The organism is Pseudomonas sp. HY2-MNA-CIBAN-0224 (assembly GCF_040310285.1).
Lineage (GTDB): Bacteria > Pseudomonadota > Gammaproteobacteria > Pseudomonadales > Pseudomonadaceae > Aquipseudomonas > Aquipseudomonas helleri.
The window spans coordinates 40,098-59,028 of record NZ_JBEOPQ010000030.1 but is presented as its reverse complement, the minus strand read 5'-3'; the positions used below and the strand labels follow the sequence as shown (position 1 = coordinate 59,028).

Annotated in this window: 17 protein-coding genes; all 17 read right to left on the bottom strand. The window is 59.8% G+C overall.

Annotated elements, in window-relative coordinates; genetic code table 11:
• Positions 1-104: 104 nt before the first annotated feature.
• Positions 105-725 carry a TetR/AcrR family transcriptional regulator gene (locus AAEZ03_RS15120; RefSeq protein WP_048372709.1) on the bottom strand — a complete coding sequence of 207 codons (621 nt, stop codon included), beginning with the start codon at positions 723-725 and terminating at the stop codon, positions 105-107.
• Between the two features lie 115 nt (positions 726-840).
• Entirely contained in the window at positions 841-1,929 is a 1,089-nt protein-coding gene (locus AAEZ03_RS15115; protein WP_153334884.1) for an endonuclease/exonuclease/phosphatase family protein, read from the bottom strand.
• A 50-nt stretch (positions 1,930-1,979) separates the two neighbouring features.
• Positions 1,980-2,690, bottom strand: coding sequence for a purine-nucleoside phosphorylase (gene deoD, locus AAEZ03_RS15110; protein WP_278938696.1), 711 nt, complete (start codon positions 2,688-2,690; stop codon positions 1,980-1,982).
• 2 nt (positions 2,691-2,692) lie between these two features.
• A complete protein-coding gene (locus AAEZ03_RS15105) occupies positions 2,693-3,934 on the bottom strand; it encodes a phosphopentomutase (RefSeq protein WP_350579658.1) in 1,242 nt (413 codons plus the stop codon).
• Positions 3,931-5,253, bottom strand: a complete 1,323-nt coding sequence (gene deoA, locus AAEZ03_RS15100) for a thymidine phosphorylase (protein ID WP_350579656.1) — start codon at positions 5,251-5,253, stop codon at positions 3,931-3,933. The genes AAEZ03_RS15105 and deoA overlap by 4 nt, the downstream gene beginning before the upstream one ends.
• Positions 5,253-6,026 (bottom strand): deoxyribose-phosphate aldolase, encoded by a 774-nt coding sequence (deoC, locus tag AAEZ03_RS15095; RefSeq protein ID WP_350579654.1) that lies wholly within the window; start codon positions 6,024-6,026, stop codon positions 5,253-5,255. The genes deoA and deoC overlap by 1 nt, the downstream gene beginning before the upstream one ends.
• A gap of 68 nt (positions 6,027-6,094) precedes the next feature.
• Positions 6,095-7,354, bottom strand: a complete 1,260-nt coding sequence (locus AAEZ03_RS15090; protein ID WP_350579652.1) for a NupC/NupG family nucleoside CNT transporter — start codon at positions 7,352-7,354, stop codon at positions 6,095-6,097.
• A gap of 77 nt (positions 7,355-7,431) precedes the next feature.
• Positions 7,432-7,848: a cytidine deaminase gene (locus AAEZ03_RS15085; protein ID WP_048389435.1), complete on the bottom strand. Its 417-nt coding sequence runs from the start codon at positions 7,846-7,848 to the stop codon at positions 7,432-7,434.
• On the bottom strand, positions 7,845-9,569 hold the full coding sequence (locus AAEZ03_RS15080; RefSeq protein ID WP_350579650.1) for a bifunctional metallophosphatase/5'-nucleotidase: 1,725 nt from the start codon (positions 9,567-9,569) through the stop codon (positions 7,845-7,847). Before AAEZ03_RS15080 ends, AAEZ03_RS15085 begins: the two co-directional genes overlap by 4 nt.
• Before the next feature lie 19 nt (positions 9,570-9,588).
• Positions 9,589-10,236, bottom strand: coding sequence for a MotA/TolQ/ExbB proton channel family protein (locus AAEZ03_RS15075; protein ID WP_048372726.1), 648 nt, complete (start codon positions 10,234-10,236; stop codon positions 9,589-9,591).
• A 73-nt stretch (positions 10,237-10,309) separates the two neighbouring features.
• Entirely contained in the window at positions 10,310-12,550 is a 2,241-nt protein-coding gene (locus tag AAEZ03_RS15070) for a TonB-dependent receptor family protein (RefSeq protein ID WP_350579647.1), read from the bottom strand.
• A gap of 46 nt (positions 12,551-12,596) precedes the next feature.
• Positions 12,597-13,358 carry an energy transducer TonB family protein gene (locus AAEZ03_RS15065; RefSeq protein WP_123749397.1) on the bottom strand — a complete coding sequence of 254 codons (762 nt, stop codon included), beginning with the start codon at positions 13,356-13,358 and terminating at the stop codon, positions 12,597-12,599.
• Positions 13,359-13,361: 3 nt separating this feature from the next.
• Entirely contained in the window at positions 13,362-13,769 is a 408-nt protein-coding gene (locus AAEZ03_RS15060; RefSeq protein ID WP_048372729.1) for an ExbD/TolR family protein, read from the bottom strand.
• A gap of 470 nt (positions 13,770-14,239) precedes the next feature.
• A complete protein-coding gene (locus AAEZ03_RS15055; protein WP_350579645.1) occupies positions 14,240-14,731 on the bottom strand; it encodes a GNAT family N-acetyltransferase in 492 nt (163 codons plus the stop codon).
• A gap of 131 nt (positions 14,732-14,862) precedes the next feature.
• Positions 14,863-16,917 (bottom strand): phenylacetic acid degradation bifunctional protein PaaZ, encoded by a 2,055-nt coding sequence (gene paaZ / locus AAEZ03_RS15050; protein ID WP_350579643.1) that lies wholly within the window; start codon positions 16,915-16,917, stop codon positions 14,863-14,865.
• A gap of 29 nt (positions 16,918-16,946) precedes the next feature.
• On the bottom strand, positions 16,947-18,593 hold the full coding sequence (locus tag AAEZ03_RS15045; RefSeq protein ID WP_502947928.1) for a cation acetate symporter: 1,647 nt from the start codon (positions 18,591-18,593) through the stop codon (positions 16,947-16,949).
• Positions 18,590-18,898 carry a DUF485 domain-containing protein gene (locus AAEZ03_RS15040; RefSeq protein WP_350579641.1) on the bottom strand — a complete coding sequence of 103 codons (309 nt, stop codon included), beginning with the start codon at positions 18,896-18,898 and terminating at the stop codon, positions 18,590-18,592. Before AAEZ03_RS15040 ends, AAEZ03_RS15045 begins: the two co-directional genes overlap by 4 nt.
• Positions 18,899-18,931 lie beyond the last annotated feature (33 nt).

Genomic DNA, 18,931 nt, shown 5'->3' with positions numbered 1-18,931 from the left:
GGGTGGGGGGTTAATAATGGTGTCGGCGCGAGCTTGCCTCGCGATCTTTTCAAAGATCAAAAGATCGCGAGGCAAGCTCGCTCCTACAAGGGGGTAAGGGCAGCCTACGGCTCCAGCCCGATGCCGCGCAGGATGACCGTGGTGATGGTTTGTACCGCCTGGTCGAACTGTTGGTCTGACAGCGGCTGGTGGCCGTTGAGCACGTTGACCTGGTAGTCGAAGTCCGCGTAGTGCTGGGTCGAGGCCCAGATCATGTACAGCAGGGCAGAAGGCTCGACCGGGTTGATGCGTTTTTCTTCAACCCACTGGCGGATCTTCTCTTCCATGAATTTGGCGCCCTTGGACATGTGTTCTTCAAGCATGTCCTGAAACAGGGGCGCACCGCGCATGATCTCGTTGGCCCAGAGTTTTGAGCCGTGGGGGCGCAAACGCGAGTGGGTCATTTTTTTCATCACGTAGCTGGTCAGTACCACGCGCGGGTCGTCGAACTGCACAAAGCAGTCGCCTTCCAGATCCCAAGTGCCGAGGAGGTTGACCAGCACCTCGCGGTAGAGGTCTTCCTTGGTGGTGAAGTAGTAATGCAGGTTGGAGCGTGGCAGTTCGGCATGCAGGGCAATGTCGGCCATTTTGGTCCCGGCATAGCCTTGTTCGGCAAAAATTTTCTCCGCAGCTAAAAGGATTTTTTCGACGTTTTTTCGACGGATTTTAACTTTAGGATTGGTCATCGAATTCCATATTCGGGCGAAGGAGCAGCTCGGGCCTATGCGTGCGTAGCATAGTTCAAATCATTTACAAAAATCAGGTCAGCCGCCTGAACAGACGGCCGACCGGCCCGCTTTTTCAAGGCGCAGGGCGGAAGATTTCTGCGTACAGCGGCCAGTGGTCAGAAACGCCTTCGGCATGCCGGGCACTGTCAAAACGTGCCGGACTGCCCCAGCGATTGACCTGGTACGGGCTGCTGTGGGCCAACCGGATGCTCGCAGGGTCAACTTGCCAGCCATTGAAGCCGCCCGCCCTGGTCATTTGCTTGGGGAATAGCAGCATGTCGAAGAACGACCACTCGCGCTTGGTGTGGTAGTAGTAGCTGCCTTTGCAGTCATTGCAGCCAATGAATTGCGAGACCGCCCAGGTGCTGGCCAGGTCTTTGGCGATGTAGCCGTTCTGTTTTTCTTCCCCGGCATTGATGTTGAAGTCACCGCCGACAATGGGCAACACATCGCTTGGCAGTTCGCTTTTGAGTTGTGCCAGATACGCCACGGCTTGCTGGCGCAGGTAGCCCGGGGCGCCGCCAGACGGCAGGTGCACGGCGAACACGGCGGCCTTTTGGCCACCCGGCAGCAATAAGCGTACTTCAAGGATGCCGCGGGTTTTGCTCACGCGTTCCTGGTCTTCGTTGCCCAGGGCTTTGTACGGCACGCGGTGCAGGCGGGCCTTGTCCCATTGCGGTAAACGGCTGAGCACAGCGGTATCGATACCCCGCGCATCCCAACCTTCGATCAGCACGCGCGTCTGGTAGTTCGACTTGCCGAGGTGGCTGTTGAGCTGCTCAATCACGTTGATGTTTTCAACTTCGTCGAGCATCAGGATGTCCGGGCCTCGGCCCTGGTTGATCTGCTGGATGACGGCGCTCAGGCGTTTGAGTTTTTCGTTGAGCAGGGCGTCGGTCCAGTCGTTTTCTTCACATTCCTTGCGCCACGCCGCCACGTCAATTTTGGTGCAGGTGGCGAGGTATTCCGGGTGAGCTTGCTTGACGCTCAGGGGCAGGTAGGCGTAGTCGTCCTTGCCCTCGTCGTGCACGGTATCGAAGAGGTTTTCGACGTTATAGGTCATCAGCGACACCCGCGCTGTGTCGGCGCTGTGATGGGGGGTGCAGGCGCTCAGGCACAGGACGCTCAGCGCAATGGCGATAGGGGCACGGAGGAATTTCATGGTGGATCGATCCAGGCAAGTAGGGAAGTGTTGGTCTTAAGCGTCAGGGGTTACGGAGTGGTCAGCGCCTCCAGGCTCAACTGCATCATGGCGTGGAAGCCGTCCTGGCGTTGTTGGGCGCTGAGCTTATGGCCGGTGAGGATGTGGTCGCTGACGGTGAGGACGGTCAGGGCTTTTTTACCCAGCTCGGCGGCAACGCCATACAGCCCGGCCGCTTCCATCTCTACGGCCAGCAAGCCCATTTTTTGCATGCGTTCAAACAGCCCGGCCTCTGGTTCATAGAACAGGTCGGCGGAAAAAATATTGCCGATGTGTACCGGCAGTTTTTGCGTGTCTGCCTGCCGCACCACGCGTTCAAGCAGGCGGTAATCGCAGATGGCGGCAAAGTCGTGGCCTGCCAGACGTTTGCGGTTGACGCTGGAATCGGTGCAGGCGCCCATGGCGATGACCAGCTCGCTGAGCTGTACGTGGGGCTGCACCGAGCCGCAACTGCCGACGCGGATGATCTGCTCCACGCCAAACTGGCTGAACAGTTCGTGGGCATAGATGGACACCGAGGGGATGCCCATGCCGGAGCCCATCACCGAGATTCGCTGGCCGTTAAAGCGGCCGGTGTAAGCCAGCATGTTGCGCACGCCGTTAACCTGCACTACGTCGGTCAGGTAGGTGTCAGCGAGCATCTTGGCGCGCAGCGGGTCGCCGGGCATCAGCACGGTGTCTGCAAAGGCACCAGGTTCGGCGTTGATGTGCACAGTGGCCATGATCAGTTGCCTCGCGCCGGTGTTTCGTGAAGAAAAGACCGCCCATGGGAGCATGGCGGTAGCCTGAAGAAATCAGCCAGGGTCTGGCCAAAATCGGCAAAACTGTCGCGTTCGCCGAGGCTGACAGGCGTGATGCCTGCGCCCCAGGCCAACACGGGAATGTGTTCGCGGGTGTGATCGCTGCCGGCAAAGCTGGGGTCGCAGCCATGGTCGGCGCCAAGTAGCAGCAGATCGTCAGGGCGCATCTGCGCGAGCAACTCGGGCAGGCGCCGGTCGAAGGCCTCCAGCGCTGCGGCATAGCCGGGGATGTCACGGCGATGGCCGTAAAGCATGTCGAAGTCGACAAAGTTGCTGAAAATCAACGTGCGGTCCGGGGCATCGGCCAGCGCGCTGAGGGTGGCGTCGAACAGCGCATCGTTACCGTCGGCCTTGTACAAACGGCTGATACCACGGTGGGCAAAAATATCGCCGATCTTGCCCACGGCAAATACCTGGCCACCGGCCTCGCACAAGCGGTCAAGTACGGTCGGGGCGGGCGGCGGCACGGTGTAGTCATGGCGGTTGCCCGTGCGCACGTAGGTGCTCGGGCTATCACCTTTAAAGGGTCGGGCGATGACCCGGCCGATGGTGTACGCATCGCACAATTCACGGGCGATTTCGCACAGGGCCAGCAACCGCTCAAGACCAAAGTCGTCCTCGTGGGCGGCGATTTGCAACACGCTGTCGGCCGAGGTGTAGAGAATCGGCTTGCCGCTGCGCCGATGCTCGTCGCCCAGTTGCTCAAGAATGGTTGTGCCGGAGGCGTGGCAGTTGCCGAGAATGCCCGGCAGGTTGCCCCGTGCGATCAAAGCCGCCAGCAGTTCGGGCGGGAAGCTGTTTTGCTGTTCGGTAAAGTAACCCCACTCAAACAGCACCGGGACACCGGCCATTTCCCAGTGCCCGGACGGTGTGTCTTTGCCGCTGGACAGCTCACGGGCGTAGCCGTAGGCGCCATCAACCGGACTATCGGCTGGCAGGCCGGGCGGGAACACCCCGGCGCTTAATGCCGCGGCATGCCCCAGCCCGAGGCGGGCCAGGTTGGGCAAGTGCAGCGGCCCTTGGCGTTGTGGGGTGTCGGCTTCGCCACGGGCGCAGGCCTGGGCGATATGCAACAAGGTGTTGGTCCCGCTGTCACCAAAGGCGTCGGCATCGGCGCTGGCGCCAATGCCGAAAGAGTCGAGCACCAGCAGCAGTGCCCGGCTCATGAAGCCTCCATCAACAATTGCACGATCAACGGCGAGGCGCTGTCGGTGTGCTCGGTGATGGTATAGGCCGCAAGCACGGCCTTGGCAGCTTGTTCGGCCTTGAACGGGTTGCTGGCATGCACCATGGCCAACGGTTGACCGGCCTCAACGTGTTCGCCGGGGAGCTTCAACTGGCTGAGGCCCACGCTCGGGTCGATGCGGTCTTGCGGGTGCAGGCGGCCGCCTCCCAAAGACACCACGCAAATGCCGATGGCCCGGGTATCAATGCTGTTGACCACGCCCGACACCGGGGCGCAAACCGGGATCACTACCTCGGCTGAGGCCAGGTAGGCCTGCGGGTGCTCGACCAGGTCGGCCGGGCCGCCGAGTGCTTCGACCATACGTGAGAAGCGGCGCAGGGCTTCACCGCTGCGCCAGGCGTCGAGCAAGTGCTCACGGGCCTGTTCGGCGCTGCTGGCCAGGCCTGCACAGAGCAGCACTTGGGTGGCCAGCGCCAGGGTTACTTCCCACAGGCGCTCGCTGCGCACTTCACCGCGCAACAGGGCAATCGCTTCTTCGACCTCCAGCGCGTTGCCCGCCGAGCGCGCCAGCGGCTGGTTCATGTCGGTGATCAGGGCGCGGGTCTTGACCCCGGCGCCGTTGGCTCCGGACACCAGCGAGTCGGCCAGGGCTACGGCGTTGTCGGCGGTGGACATAAACGCGCCGTTCCCCACTTTGACGTCGATCAGCAGCACATCGAGGCCCGCCGCGAGCTTTTTGCTGAGGATCGAGGCGGTGATCAGGTCGATGGATTCGACGGTCGCGGTCACGTCGCGAATCGAGTACAGGCGCTTGTCGGCCGGGGCCAGATCACCGGTCTGGCCAATGATTGCGCAGCCGACGTCAGCGACGATGGCCTGCAAGCGCTCGGGGGAAGGCAGGCTGTTGTAGCCGGGGATGCTGTCGAGTTTGTCGAGGGTGCCGCCGGTGTGGCCCAAGCCGCGCCCTGAGATCATCGGCACGTAACAGCCGCAGGCGGCCAGCAGTGGTGCCAGCGGCAGGCTGACCATGTCACCGACCCCGCCGGTGGAGTGTTTGTCGACCACAGGGCCCGGCAGGTTCCAGCTCATGACTTGCCCTGAGTCGCGCATGGCCAGCGCCAGGGCGACGCGTTCCTGCACTGTCATGCCCTTGAGCATCACGGCCATGGCGAAGGCGGCGATCTGGCCTTCGCCAATGCTGTTGTCGGTGATGCCGCGAACAAAGCGCTGGATATCGCTGTCGCTGAGGGGCAGGCCTGCGCTTTTGCGGCGAATGACTTCTTGTGGCAACCAGTTCATCAGTACGCTCCTTGCGCTGGGGTGTTGGCACTCAGGCCGATGAGTTCAAGCGTGTTGTCGAGCAGGCTGGACGCGCCAAAGCGCAAGTGGCGTGGCGAGATCCAGGCTTTGCCAAGCGTGTGTTCGGCCAGCCACAGGTACACCGCTGCGTCGCCCAGCATGCGCATGCCGCCTGCGGGCTTGAAGCCGACGTTCGAATTGGTTTTGGCGATCACATGCAGCATCAATTCAGCTGCTTCAGGGGTGGCGTTGACCTTCACTTTGCCGGTGCTGGTCTTGATAAAGTCGGCGCCGGCTTGGATGGCATCGATGCTCGCCCGGCGGATCAGCAAGGCGTTGAGTTCGCCGGTTTCGAGGATCACTTTGAGCAGCGCGCGGCCTTCGCACAGCGCTTTGCAGGCGGCGACCAGTTCGCGCCCACGTTGTTCGTCGCCGCCAATCAGGGCGCGGTAGGGGTAAACCACGTCGATTTCGTTGGCCCCGTCTGCCAGTGCCTGGCGAATTTGCTCGAGCACCTCGGCCAGCGGCGCATCGCCTGTGGGGAAGTTGCACACGGTGGCTACCTGGATCGAGTGGCCACCCAGGGCATTCAGGGTGCTGCGCGCCAAACGGACAAACTGCGGGTAGACACACACTGCGGCGACAGGCCCGATCGGGGTCAGGGCCTTGCGGCATAGCGCCTGAATGCTGGCGTCGGTGTCGTCGGCGTTGAGTGAGGTAAGGTCCAGCAGGGCGATGACTCGACGTGCCAGTTGGTGTTCGGTGTCATTCATGTCGGTTCTTCGATCTTTCAAGGGCGCCCGGTCAGTGGCGGGCGCCTGTTGGGGTAATAAGGTGCGTTTCACAGTGAAATAAACACGCCGGCCAGTGCTGCACTCATAAGGTTAGACAATGTCCCGGCGGTGACGGCGCGCAGGCCCATGCGAGCGAGGTCCTTGCGCCGGGAGGGGGCCATGACCCCCAGGCCGCCGAGGATGATGCCGATCGATGAGAGGTTGGCAAAACCGCACAGGGCAAAGGTCACGATGACTTGGGTGTGGGCCGACAACACGCTGACGCCTTTGCTTGCCGCTTGCACCGGATCGATGTAAGCCGCGAAGTCGACGTAAGCAACAAATTCGTTGAGCACTAGTTTTTCACCGATAAATCCGCCAGCAACCGTGGCTTCGCTCCACGGCACGCCAATCAGGAAGGCCAGCGGCGCAAACAGGTGGCCGAGGATCAGTTGCATGCTCAGGTGCGGCAGGCCGAACCAGGCGCCGCACCAGCCGAGAATGCCGTTGAACATGGCGATCAGGGCGATAAAGGCCAGCAGCATGGCGCCGACGTTGAGTGCCAGGTGCAGGCCGTTGCTGACGCCCAGTGCCGCAGCGTCGATGACGTTGGCCGGTTTGTCCTCGGGGTAGACCTCAACGCAGCTCGGGTCGTCATGGGGCAGGTGGGTTTCAGGCTCCATCAGCTTGGCCATCAGCAGCCCGCCGGGGGCGGCCATAAAGCTGGCAGCGATCAGGTATTTAAGCTCGATGCCGAGGCTGGCGTAGCCGATCAACACAGAACCGGCCACCGAGGCCAGGCCGCCCGCCATCACCGCGAACAGTTCGCTGCGGGTCATGCTGGCCAGAAACGGGCGCACCACCATCGGCGCTTCGGACTGGCCGACAAAGATGTTGGCGGTGGCCGACATCGACTCGGTGCGGCTGGTGCCCAAGAGGCGGTGCAATGCGCCACCGATCACCCGGATGATCACGTTCATCACGCCCAGGTAATAAAGAATGGCAATGAAGCTGCTGAAGAACACAATCAGCGGCAACACCTTGATCGCAAATACAAACCCCTGATGGCCGAACACCTCGAACATCTTCTCGCTGGCCAGCGGCCCGAAGAGAAAGCTGATCCCTTCGTTGGCATAGTCCTGCAGCGACGAAACGGTGTTGGAAATGGCCGCCAGGGTGGTCTGCCCCCATGGCACGTACAGCGCGAATGCACCGACGCCTGCTTGCAGTAAAAAGGCTCCGCCCACTGTTTGTAACTTGATCGCCCGGCGGTTGCTGGAGAGCAAGACCGCCAGAAGGATCAATACACCTACACCAATGAAGCTCATGACTGCATTCCCATGTGTAAAGCATCAAAATCGCCTGCACCTCTGTTGGGTGCTGCGGCGGGCAGGGCAGTGGGTCGTTAAAAACGGAAAGCGCCGGGTAACAGTTGCTCGATGGTCCAGTCGCGGCTGGCCGATTCTTGATGCCCGACGCAAAACACCGGGCAGTGAGCAAGCATGAGTTCGTGCATGACCTGACGGCAGGCGCCGCAGGGGGAAATCAGCGCCACTTTGGGGGCATACACCAGCATCGCCTTGAAGCTGCCGGGGGCATGCCCCTGGGCGATGGCGCTGAACAGTGCGCTACGTTCAGCGCAGTTGGTCAGCCCGTACGAGACGTTTTCGACGTTGCAGCCGCGGATGATCTGATCATCCGCGGTCAGCAACGCGGCCCCGACAGGGAAGTCCGAGTGCGGGCACCAGGCGGCTTGCGAGGCCGCAATGGCCTCGGGCAGCAGGCGCTCGTAAAGTGCTTGCGCTTGGGCAGTGCGGCTCATCGTTGGGCACTCTTGGCCAATGCATCGTCGACCTTGTGAATGCGCTGCGCGGGAGTGTGTTCGCCCGCCGGGTTACCGGCGCGGTCGTTGACTTGCAGGTAGTCGATCAACGCATTGAGGTCATTGAGGCCGGTGTCCAGACGTTCGCTGGCGTCCTTGAAGACCGTAAAGTTATCGCCGCCGCCGGCCATAAACGAGTTGACCGTGACTTGGTACGGGTAGTCGGCAATCACCGGCACACCGTCAATTTTCATGCTGTTGGCCAGTACCCGGTCACCTTGAGGTCTGCTGGCATCCCAGCTGTAGGTCAGCGAAGACGACGGTTGCAACGGGTAAAAGCCGAAACCGTTGTTTTGCCACTGTTGTTCCAGCAGTTGTTTTAGTTGCGCGCCGGTCAGGGTGAGGATGTTCAGGGTGTTGTTGAAGGGCTGGACCGAGGCCACCTGGCTGTAGCTGAGTTGGTCCTGGCCCGGGTCGAGAATCAGGTCGGTACGGATCCCGCCGAGATTGATGAACGCCACTTGCGCACCCAGCGAACGAGTGGCATGCAATTGCGCATCGGACACCAGGTCGCCCATGGCGGACTCGCCTGCGGCGTTGAGGGTACGTTTGACTTCTGTCGCGGCCATGCGCGCGATGGGCTTGTTCAGTTGCTCATGGCTGCGGGCTTCGACTTCGGCCTGCTGCGCAGCGATTTCTGGCATCGGCTGGTAGCGTTTGGGGTCGACCACAATGTTTTCGGCCTTGGCATCCAGCAACTGGTGCTTGCTGGTGTCGATCTTCAGGTTCAAGTGCGTGACCAGACGCCCGTACGAGCTGGCCTGGGTGATGAGTTTGTCGCCCAGGCGGCACATGTAGCCCTGGTGGGTGTGCGCAGTGATCACCACTTTGATTTCCGGGGCCAGACGGTTGGTCACGTCGAGAATGTCGCCTTTGAGCTGGCTGCAATCGGTCTTGTCGAAGGATTCGGCGGTTTCGCCGCCCTGGTGAATCACCATGATCACCGCATCCACGCCTTGCTTGTGCAGTTCTGGCAGCAGCGCGTTGGCCGCTTCGGCTTCATCGATGGTGTACAGACCGTTCATGCTTTGGGTGCTGACATAGGTCGACACATTGCGCAGCACGGCACCGACGAACGCGATTTTCGCGCCGTTGGCTTCTTCAATCTGGTAAGCCGGAAAGAGCGTCTTGCCGGTTTGTGCGTCCATCAGGTTGGCTGCCACATAGGGGAAGCGCGTGCCTTTGTAATCCTTGCTGTACAGACAGGCCTTTTCCGGGCGCGGTGAGTCGCAGCCGCCGTTGATCTGGCGTTGCAACTCGATCGTGCCCTGATCCAGTTCATGGTTGCCGATCACGCTGAATTTCAGCCCCAGGGTGCCGAGAGCCGTCAACGTCGGCTCGTCGGCCCACATGGCAGACATCGGCGGACTGGCCCCAATCATGTCCCCGGCGCCGACCAACAGCGTTTGCGGGTCTTTTTTGCGCAATTCGCTGACCACACCGCTGAGGGCGTTGATACCGCCCGCCTGCATCGTCACCTTGCCACCCGGCGCCGAGGCATCGGCGTAGGTGAACGGGTTGGGTGCGAGGTTGCCGTGGAAGTCGTTGATGGCAGCAATGTTGACCTCGACCGTTTTGCCGGGCGGGTTACAGGCGGCTATTGCCAGGGCCAGCGGTAGAATCAGGCTGGCCTGGCACAGGCGCGAGAATACATTCGACATGGGGGCTCCTTGGCTTGGCTCAGGCGGTACGTGGCTGGCCGGCCAGCGAGGCGGCAGGCGTAGGGGAGGCGACGTATTGAGTGCCCAGGCCTGCGCGCAGCAGAAGCATTTTCAGGTTGTCGTTGATCAGTTCCAGGCGGTCTTGCAAATGGCTGTTGAAGACCATGCCCACCAGTGCAATGGCGATACCCAGCGCGGTGGCGTACAGCGCCGTACCGATACCGCGGGACACTTCACCCGGGTCGGAAACACCGGCTTCGGCCAGGGCCTTGAAGGTGTCGATGATGCCCATGATGGTGCCGAGCAAACCCAGCAGCGGTGCGCCGGCGACGACGGCTTCGAGGATCCACAGGCTGTGGGACAGCTTGCCGCGCATGGAGATGTAAATGGCCTGGCCGAGGTCTTCGAGTTCCTGGTGCGAGTGCAGTTGACGACGGCCGTCGTAAATCTGCGAAAGCAGTTGCAGCGGCAGGCTGTCACGTTGGGTCAAGGCTGCTGGCAGGTCATCGACACTGCGCACTTTGCCGCTGATGGCCGGGACCAGTTGGCGGGCCTTGCGCAGGGAGTAGCTGAAAAAGATGCAACGTTCAACGACGACAAAGGCGGCCAGCGCAGCAGCGCCGTACATGACGTAGAAAGTGAGATCGTGCAGCAGATTCATGTTCATCAGGTTCTTCCTATGGGTGGGTACAGCCCAGGCCCGCTGTTTAGCCGGACCTGGTTACAGGTCAAATCAAGGGTTAGAAGTTGGCTTCAAACGAAACCATGGCAGTACGTTCTTCACCGACGTTGTAGTACGGCGTTGCAGCGTTCAGACCGTTAACCGGCGCGGCGTTGAGCACCACGGTGCGTGCCGACGACAGGTATTCCTTGTCGAAGACGTTGAGCATCGAGACGCGAATGGCGGCAGACTTGAAGATCTTTTTGTCGATCGGCAGGCGCACACCGGCGCTCAGGTCAACGGTGGTACGCCCAGCGATTTCCTGGTCGTTGGTCAAGTCGCCGTAGTAGCTGCCGACGTACTTGCCGGCGATGTTGGCGTAGTAGCGTTTGTTGTCCCAACCGATGCTGGCGTTAAGCATGTTTTTCGGCACGTTAGCCAGTTGCTTGCCCGCGGTCGGCAGGTTTTTGTTGCGGATCGAGATGTCGTCTTTCTGCTCGGAATCGGTGTAGGTGTACGAGGTGTAGTAGTTGAAGTTGTACGGCAGCAGGCCGCTCCACTCCAGTTCCAGACCTTTGTTGACCACACTGCCGACGTTGAGCATCTCGTAGTCGCCATCCGAGTTGGTGGTCGACAACTGACGGTCGCGGTACGAAATGTGGAACAGCGTTGCGCTCAACGCCATGTCGTCCTTGGTGAAGCGCCAGCCCAGTTCCTGGTTCCAGCTCAGCTCAGGCTTGGTGCTGATCGAGTCGCCGACGTTGTACAGCACGTAGTTAGGCGGTGTACGCATGTTGCGGGTGATGTTGTAGAACGCCTGGTTCTGCTCGTTGATCTGGTAGCGGGCGCTGAAGTTCGGCAGGAACTGGTGGTACTTGGCGTCACGCTTTTCAGGCTTGTTGTACAGGTCGCCGAGGTTGTTACCGTCACGCTCGACGTACTGGTAAGCAAGGCCACCGACCAGGGTCAGGTCGGGTGTCACGATCCAGGTGTCTTGCAGCGAGAGTTTCTGCGCCGGGGTAACGGTGTACTGATGGCGGCCCTGTACGGTCACGCCATTGTTGTCTTTAACCTGGTTGCCGGAGTTGTAATCGCCCCAGATGTCGCTTGGCGCGCCGTTGGCATCGATGCTGATAAATGGCTGGGTCTGGCGCTGACGAGCGCGCTCGTACCAGTAGCCCAGGTCGATGCTGTGGGACTCGTTCATGTCCCATTTCAGCTTGTTGTAGATACCTGTACGCCAGGTTTCGGTCCAGGAAGGGCGGTAGTAGGTGTCGTACGGCAGGCCCTTGAGGTCGTAGTTGCCGGCTTTGCTGCTGGTGGACGACAGGGCGGAGGCGGTCTGGCCGCTGAAGCTGCCGCCGTTGGCCCACATGTAGTAAGGCGCGATGGACAGTGACAGGTCGTCGCGCAGCTGGAAGCGCTGGGTCAGTGTGGCGGACAGGTTTTCAAACGGGTTGCGGTTGATCTTGTAATACGAGGTCAACTTGCCGCTGCTGTTGTAGATCGGGTTTTCTGCGTAATCAAGGCTGCGACCCGACTTCTCGAACTGCGCCTTGCTCAGCGTGTTGTAGTTATAGTTGTCCTGGCGGTTGTATTTAATGATGGCGTTGGTCGAGTTGCCATTGCCGTCTTCAAACAAGGTGTTCCATTCAACTTTGTCTGCGCGTACAACACCTTTACCGCGCCACTTATCACCTTCGGTGTGCGAAGCCGATATATAGGTTTTAAAACCGTTAATATCGCCGGTGTTAATACGTACAAACGATTTGTCGAGGCTGTTGGAACCCACTGCTTGTTTAACGAAAACACCAAAGTCTTTCGTCGGGCGCAGGGTCACCAGGCCGATGTTGCCACCACTGGAACCAATATGCGGGCCGTCAATTTCCGAAGAACCTTGAGTGGCGAATATTTCACTGAAGTTCTCAGGGTCGCCGAGCAAGTTTGGATAGATCGAGTAGTCACCCGAGTCGTTGATCGGGATGCCGTCAGCCGAGACGCCGACCTGGTCGGAGTTCATGCCGCGCATGGTGAAGCTGGTGCCGCTGAGGCCCGAGGCGTCGGTGCTGGACACGTTGATGCCGGGCGTGTACTTGAGTTTGTCGAGGGCGTTGGCAGTGGGTGCCATTTCGTCCATCGCCTCTTTGGTTACCGTTGAGCGCGCCTTGGCCGAGTCTTCCTGAACCATATGGCCATTGCCCAGACTTTGGCCGGTTACTTTAACGTCACCTATATCAACTGAATCTTGCGCGAGCGCAGACAAAGTCCAGCCGCCAACCCCAACGGCCAGCAACGTTGCAAATAAAGTATTGAGTTTCAAAACGCTTTCCTCTTGAACATCATGAGTGGAGCAGAAGTGGTTTTAGTTATTGCTCAATGTTGTATACAAGCGTGGCGCTAAAGCGGTATTTATCCTTGCCCGAAAAAGTGTTGTCGGGAAAAGGCACAACTTGGTCGAGGCGTTTCAAACTTGTTTGTGCTGCCCGATTGAGCAACATGTTTGCCGCCTTCTTTTCAATGCCCGAATCGAGCACCTTGCCGCTTCGATCAATCAGCAACCACACCACCACATTGCCTTCCGGGCGTTGTAATGAAGCTTCGCGACCTCGCGGGTATTGCTTGTATCTCTCTAACTCGGCCAGCAGGCGAGCGGTGTAGCGGCTCTCCTGGTCTGCCGGGTTGGTGTGTGGCACCTGGGCAACAGGTCTGGTCACCGGGGCTGCCGCTGGCGGTGCTGCTGCCGGAGCGGGGGCCGGTGCCTGCACCACAGGTTGTGGCTTGGGCGGTGTCGGTGCGGCCTTGACCACTTGCGGCTTGGGCTTGGGCGGCGGCGGTTTTGGTGCCGGCGGCTTGGGCTTGGGTGGCGGTGGTGGCGGCTCTTCGATTTGCGCTTCGGCCTCTTCGATTTCCGGCGGCGGTGGCGGTTGTTCAACCACTGGCTCAGGCTCGGGTTCAGGTGGCGGCGGGAGCAATTCCTCAGGATCGATCAAGGCGATTTCGACGGTTGTATCGTCGTACTTCGGCGTGATCTTCAAGGTTGTGTGTGTGGCGCTATGAATGGCCACCGCCAGCAGGCAAATCGCTGGAAGACAGGCGATTGCTTTGCGGGATTTGAAAAGAACCGACATGACTTAGAGCTTCCGGGTCGCGATGGAAACGGAGGAGAAACCGCTGCTTTTGAGCACGTCCATCACGCTCACTAAACGCGCTACTTCAACACCCTCATCGCTGTTGAGGATGATCACCATCTTCTGCTCAGGGTTTTCCATGGCCTTGAGCTGTACCACCAGTTCGGTCTGGTCCAGGTCCTTGCCGTCCAGTTGCAGGCGGTCGTCCAGGCCCAGGGTAATCACAGCCTTGTTTTGCGGCTTGAGTTGTTGCGCGTGTGCAGCGCCTGGCAACTGAGTCTTGATCCCCAGCGCAGGGATCACGTTGAGACTGATCAATACGAAAAACACCAGCAGAAACATCATCACGTCGATCATCGGAATGATCTCGATATGCAGGCGTTTTTTCTTCGGTTCTTCCCAGCTTCGCATCACGTGTACTCCAGTCCACAGAGGGGATCACACAGCTGATCGCCCATTCAGATTCTCACTTGTGGTTAGCCAGGGCACAGTAGCTGTCGAACCTGTCTCAAGTGACAGGTTGGAGAGTAGGGGAGCGGTGTTTCATTTTGATTTCAGCAATATTATTTTGTTACGAAAGCTCTGGGTGTGTGTTGTTTCTGTAAAGCTGCTGTGTAATTCGCGGTTTTTTATGGGTTTTAACGTGATTTCAAGGGTTTTGTTTTGGGGCGCAGGATGTAGGTGAGTTGCTGGCTCAAACTGAAAAAAACTGACATGTGTGTCAGTTTTTTGGATTTATGAGTGGTTTTCAGCATGGGGAGGGGAAGCAGGCCGTGACAATGTCGACGACACGTTACGGTCAAGTCATGGTGATTTGTATGACAGCGAGGTTAAAACTTGCGAACAGCTCAAGATCAAAAGATCGCGAGGCAAGCTCGCTCCTACAAGACCATCACCATCTCGTGCCACGCCATCCCGCCATGCTCGGAGGGTGAAGGCTGCACGTAGACATAGCCAAAGTGTTTGTAGAGCTCGATGTGCTGTTCTTTGCACATCAGGTGAATGGTGGATTTGCCCATGCCGCGCATATGTTCGACAAATTGGCGCATCAGCTTGCCCGCATGGCCCTTGCCTTGATGGGCCGGATCCAGCACCACCGACATGATCACGACATTGGCAGCGTCTGGGTCGTGGCCTATCAGCTCTTTGAAAGACTCGTCAGACATGACCACTTCATGGGCGCAACCACTGTTAATGAACCCGGCGATTTCGCCCTCCAGTTCCAGTACCAGAAAGCCTTCAGGATACTGACCGATACGCGTAGCAATTTTTGCGTGGGTGGCGGCTTCGTCGCCTTCGTAGGCCTGGGTTTCGATTTCGAAGCAGCGATCCGCATCAGCGGGTACTGCCTGGCGGAAGATGGGGTGTGTCATGTGAATCATTCCTGTTGAAGTGCGTGTAGGTTTGGCCTTTTAAGCTCAGAACAAAAAGCGCCCCAAAAAACTCAGCTCAGTCCTTTGGGGCGCTTGCAGTATGGTTCTCGATCGCTTCAGGTGGAAGGTGCTTAAGCTTCGCGCTTAACCACCAAGGTCAAAATATCGTAGCTGGCGACCAGCTCGCCCAGTTGATTGGTCACTTCAACATCCCACGCCACCACCCCTTGCGGGATGCCTTGGGGGCTCTTCTTGCCCTGGTCAATTTTGCGCTTGCAGGTCAGGCGCGCCTGAATGGTGTCGCCTATTCCCACCGGGTTGATAAACCGCAGGGTGTCCAGCCCGTAGTTGGCCAGTACCGGGCCGGGTGCCGGGGAGACGAACAGGCCAGCCGCTGCCGACAGCACAAAGTAGCCGTGGGCAATGCGTTTGCCAAACTGCGATTCTTTGGCGGCGATGTCGTCAAAGTGCATGTAGAAGTGATCACCCGACAGGCAACCGAAGTTCACCAGGTCAGCTTCGGTGACGGTGCGCCGGTGGGTCAAGAGTGACTCGCCGATCTGCAGGTCCTGGAAGTACCGGCGGAACGGGTGCACGTCGGTTTCGATGACCTTGGCGCCGCGTACGTATTCCCTGGTGACCGCTGCCAGCATGCTCGGCGAGCCCTGCACGGCGGCGCGTTGCAGGTAGTGTTTTACCGCGCGTAAACCGCCCAGTTCTTCGCCGCCCCCTGCGCGGCCCGGGCCGCCGTGCTTGAGTTGCGGCAGGGGCGAGCCGTGGCCGGTGGACTCTGCCGCCGATTCACGATCAAGCACCAGTAAACGGCCGTGCCAGGCTGCCGCCACCGGGATGGCCTTGGCCGCAATGTACGGGTCTTTGGTGATCAAACTGGCCACCAGGCTGCCTTTGCCGCGTGCGGCCAGTGCCAGTGCTTCGTCGAGATCGTCGTAAGCCATCAAGGTGCTGACCGGGCCGAACGCTTCGATGTCATGGGCGCCGCCTTCAGCATGCGGGTCACGGGCTTGCAGCAGGGTTGGAGCAAAGAACGCACCCTGGCTGACGTTTGTACCGCGTGGCTCAAAACCGTCGCGGGCACCGAACAGCAGGTCGCTGCTTTGCAGCAGGCTTTCAAGGCGTTCGCTGACGTCTTTGTGTTGATCATGGGAAGCCAGTGCACCCATGCGTACGCCTTCGACCGACGGGTCGCCGACCACGACTTTACGCAATCGGTCGCGCAAGCGGCTGGCTACCGCATCGATGTGCTTGGCCGGGACGATGGCGCGGCGGATGGCGGTGCATTTTTGTCCGGCCTTGGTGGTCATCTCGCGGGCTACTTCTTTGATGAACAGCTCGAACTCTTCATCGTCCGGGCTCACGTCCGGGGCCAAAATTGCGCAGTTCAGCGAGTCTGCTTCGGCGTTGAACGGCACCGAGTGGCGGATAAGGTTGGGGTTGACCCGCAGCTTGGCGGCGGTGTCGGCAGAGCCGGTAAAGGTCACCACATCCTGGCCTTGCAGGCGGTCGAGCAAGTCACCGGTGCTGCCAATGATCAGTTGCAGGCTGCCCGCAGGCAGCAAGCCCGATTCGTCCATCAGACGTACCACGGCCTCGGTCAGGTAGCTGGTGGCGCTGGCCGGCTTGACGATGCACGGCATGCCCGCCAGAAAGCTGGGGGCAAATTTTTCCAACATGCCCCAGATCGGGAAGTTGAAGGCGTTGATGTGCACCACCAGGCCGCCACGGGGCACCAGAATGTGCGTGCCCGCGAACGTGCCCAGCTTGCTCAGTGGCATCGCCGGGCCCTCGTGCACGATGTTGCCCGAAGGCAGTTCGCGCGAGCCGAGGCTGGCATAGGTGAACAGCGTGCTGTTGCCGCCTTCAATATCAATCCAGCTGTCGGCTCGGGTCGCGCCACTGTGGTGGGACAGCGCGTAGAGCTGTTCTTTGCGCTCGCTCAGGTACAGCGCCAATGCCTTGAGACGCTGGGCGCGCTGTTGAAAATCGAGAGCCTGCAGGGCGCTGATGCCTTGATGGCGACCGTGCTCGATGGCTTCGGCAAAGTCCAGGCGCTCCTCGTGGGTGCGCGCCAGTTCGTGGCCGTCGATGGCACTGCGCAGCACTTGAGCGCCGTGTTGGCCGATCCAGCGGCCAGCGATAAAGCTTTGCAGGGTAGGGGCGTGAGGCATCACGGTTCCTCCGGGTTAAAAAGATGGGATTAGTGTTTGCTGGCGCTCGCAGCGCCTATGCCGGTCATGGAACGAATGAACTGCGCCAGGTAACGGCCGCGCTCAAGGACTGCGCGGGGCGAACGGTCGGTCACGGAAAAGAACCACGCGCTGAAAAACGCCAGGCTCATGGAAAACAACGCGGGGCTGGAATACGGGAACAGCGCCTTGTCGTGCTGCAACACGTTGACCCACACCGCCGGGCTGAGCACCAGCAGCACAATCGCCGAAACCAGCCCCGACAGGCTGCCGAGTACGGCGCCGCGGGTGGTCAAACCCTTCCAGTACATGGAAAGGAACAGCACCGGGAAATTCACCGAAGCGGCAATTGCCAGCACCAGGCCGGAAAGGAAGGCAATGTTCTGAGATTCAAACAACAGGCCGAGGATGATCGCCAGCACGCCAATGCACAGGGTGGCGATGCGCGACACGCGAATTTCCTGTTGTTCGCTGACCTGGCCCTTGCGGATGACGCAGGCATACACGTCATGGGACACCGCTGAGGCCCCCGACAGTGCGAGTCCGGCCACCACCGCCAGAATCGTGGCGAAGGCCACCGCCGAAATGAACCCCAGAAACAGATTGCCACCCACCGCCTGCGCCAGGTGCACGGCGATCATGTTGCTGCCGCCGATGATTGCGCCGCTGGCGTCACGGAACTCCGGGGCCGTGCCGACCATGACGATGGCGCCAAAGCCGACGATGATCAGCAACAGGTAGAAGTAGCCGATAAAGCCGGTGGCGTAGAAGACGCTCTTGCGGGCTTCCTTGGCATCGCTGACGGTGAAAAAACGCATAAGAATGTGCGGCAGGCCAGCGGTGCCGAAAATCAAGCCAAGGCCCAGGGAAATGGCCTCGACAGGGTTGGCCAGCAAGCCGCCCGGCGCCATGATCGCGGTGCCCTTGGCATGGACTGCACTCGCCTGGGCGAACATCGCTTCGGTGCTGAAACCAAAGTGCTTGAGCACCATAAAGGCCATGAAACTAGTGCCGAACAGCAGCATCACGGCCTTGATGATCTGTACCCACGTGGTGGCCAGCATGCCGCCAAAGGTCACGTAGAACACCATCAGCACGCCAACCAGGATCACCGCGTAGAGGTAGTCGATGCCAAACAGCAGCTCAATGAGTTTGCCCGCCCCGACCATCTGCGCCACCAGGTACATCAATGCCACGGTCAGGGTGCCGAACGCCGAAGTCAGGCGTACCGGCGTTTGTTCAAGGCGATACGAGACCACGTCGGCAAACGTGTATTTGCCCAGGTTGCGCAGGCGCTCGGCAATCAGGAACAGGATGATCGGCCAGCCGGCCAATACGCCCAGCGCGTACAAAAGCCCGTCATAGCCGTTGAGAAACATCATCGCTGAGATGCCCAGAAACGACGCCGCCGAGATCATGTCACCGGCAATCGCCAGGCCGTTCTGGAAACCGCTCATGCCACCGCCAGCGGTATAGAAGTCACTGGCCGAGCGTGTGCGCAGGGCGGCCCAGCGCGTGACACCGAGGGTAAACAGCACAAACACCATGAACATGCCGATTGCGTTCCAGTTCAATGGCCGTGATGTTTCCTCGGCGGCAAGCGCCAGGTCCGCGACCATCACCAAAGGCAAAACAAACCCAACATTCAGGCGGCTCACAGTGCGCACTCCTGTTTGAGTTTATCGTTGAGCGGGTCAATGACCCGGTTGGCCCGGTACACGTAAAAGCCGGTCAGGGCGAAGGCCGACAACACCACCAGTACACCGACCAGCATGCCCACCGAGGTCACGCCGTCACTCAGGGGCCGGCCCAGGGTTGCCGGGGAGAACGCCACCAGCAGCACAAAGCCGAAATAGATCACCAGCATGATCAAAGACAGTGACCAATAGAGGTTTTGCTTGCGGCGTACCAACTGAATGAAATCGGGGTTTTGGCAAATACGTTGGATGTCGTCGGGGGACATGGTGGTGTGCTCCTTCTTATTGTTGTAGTGGGG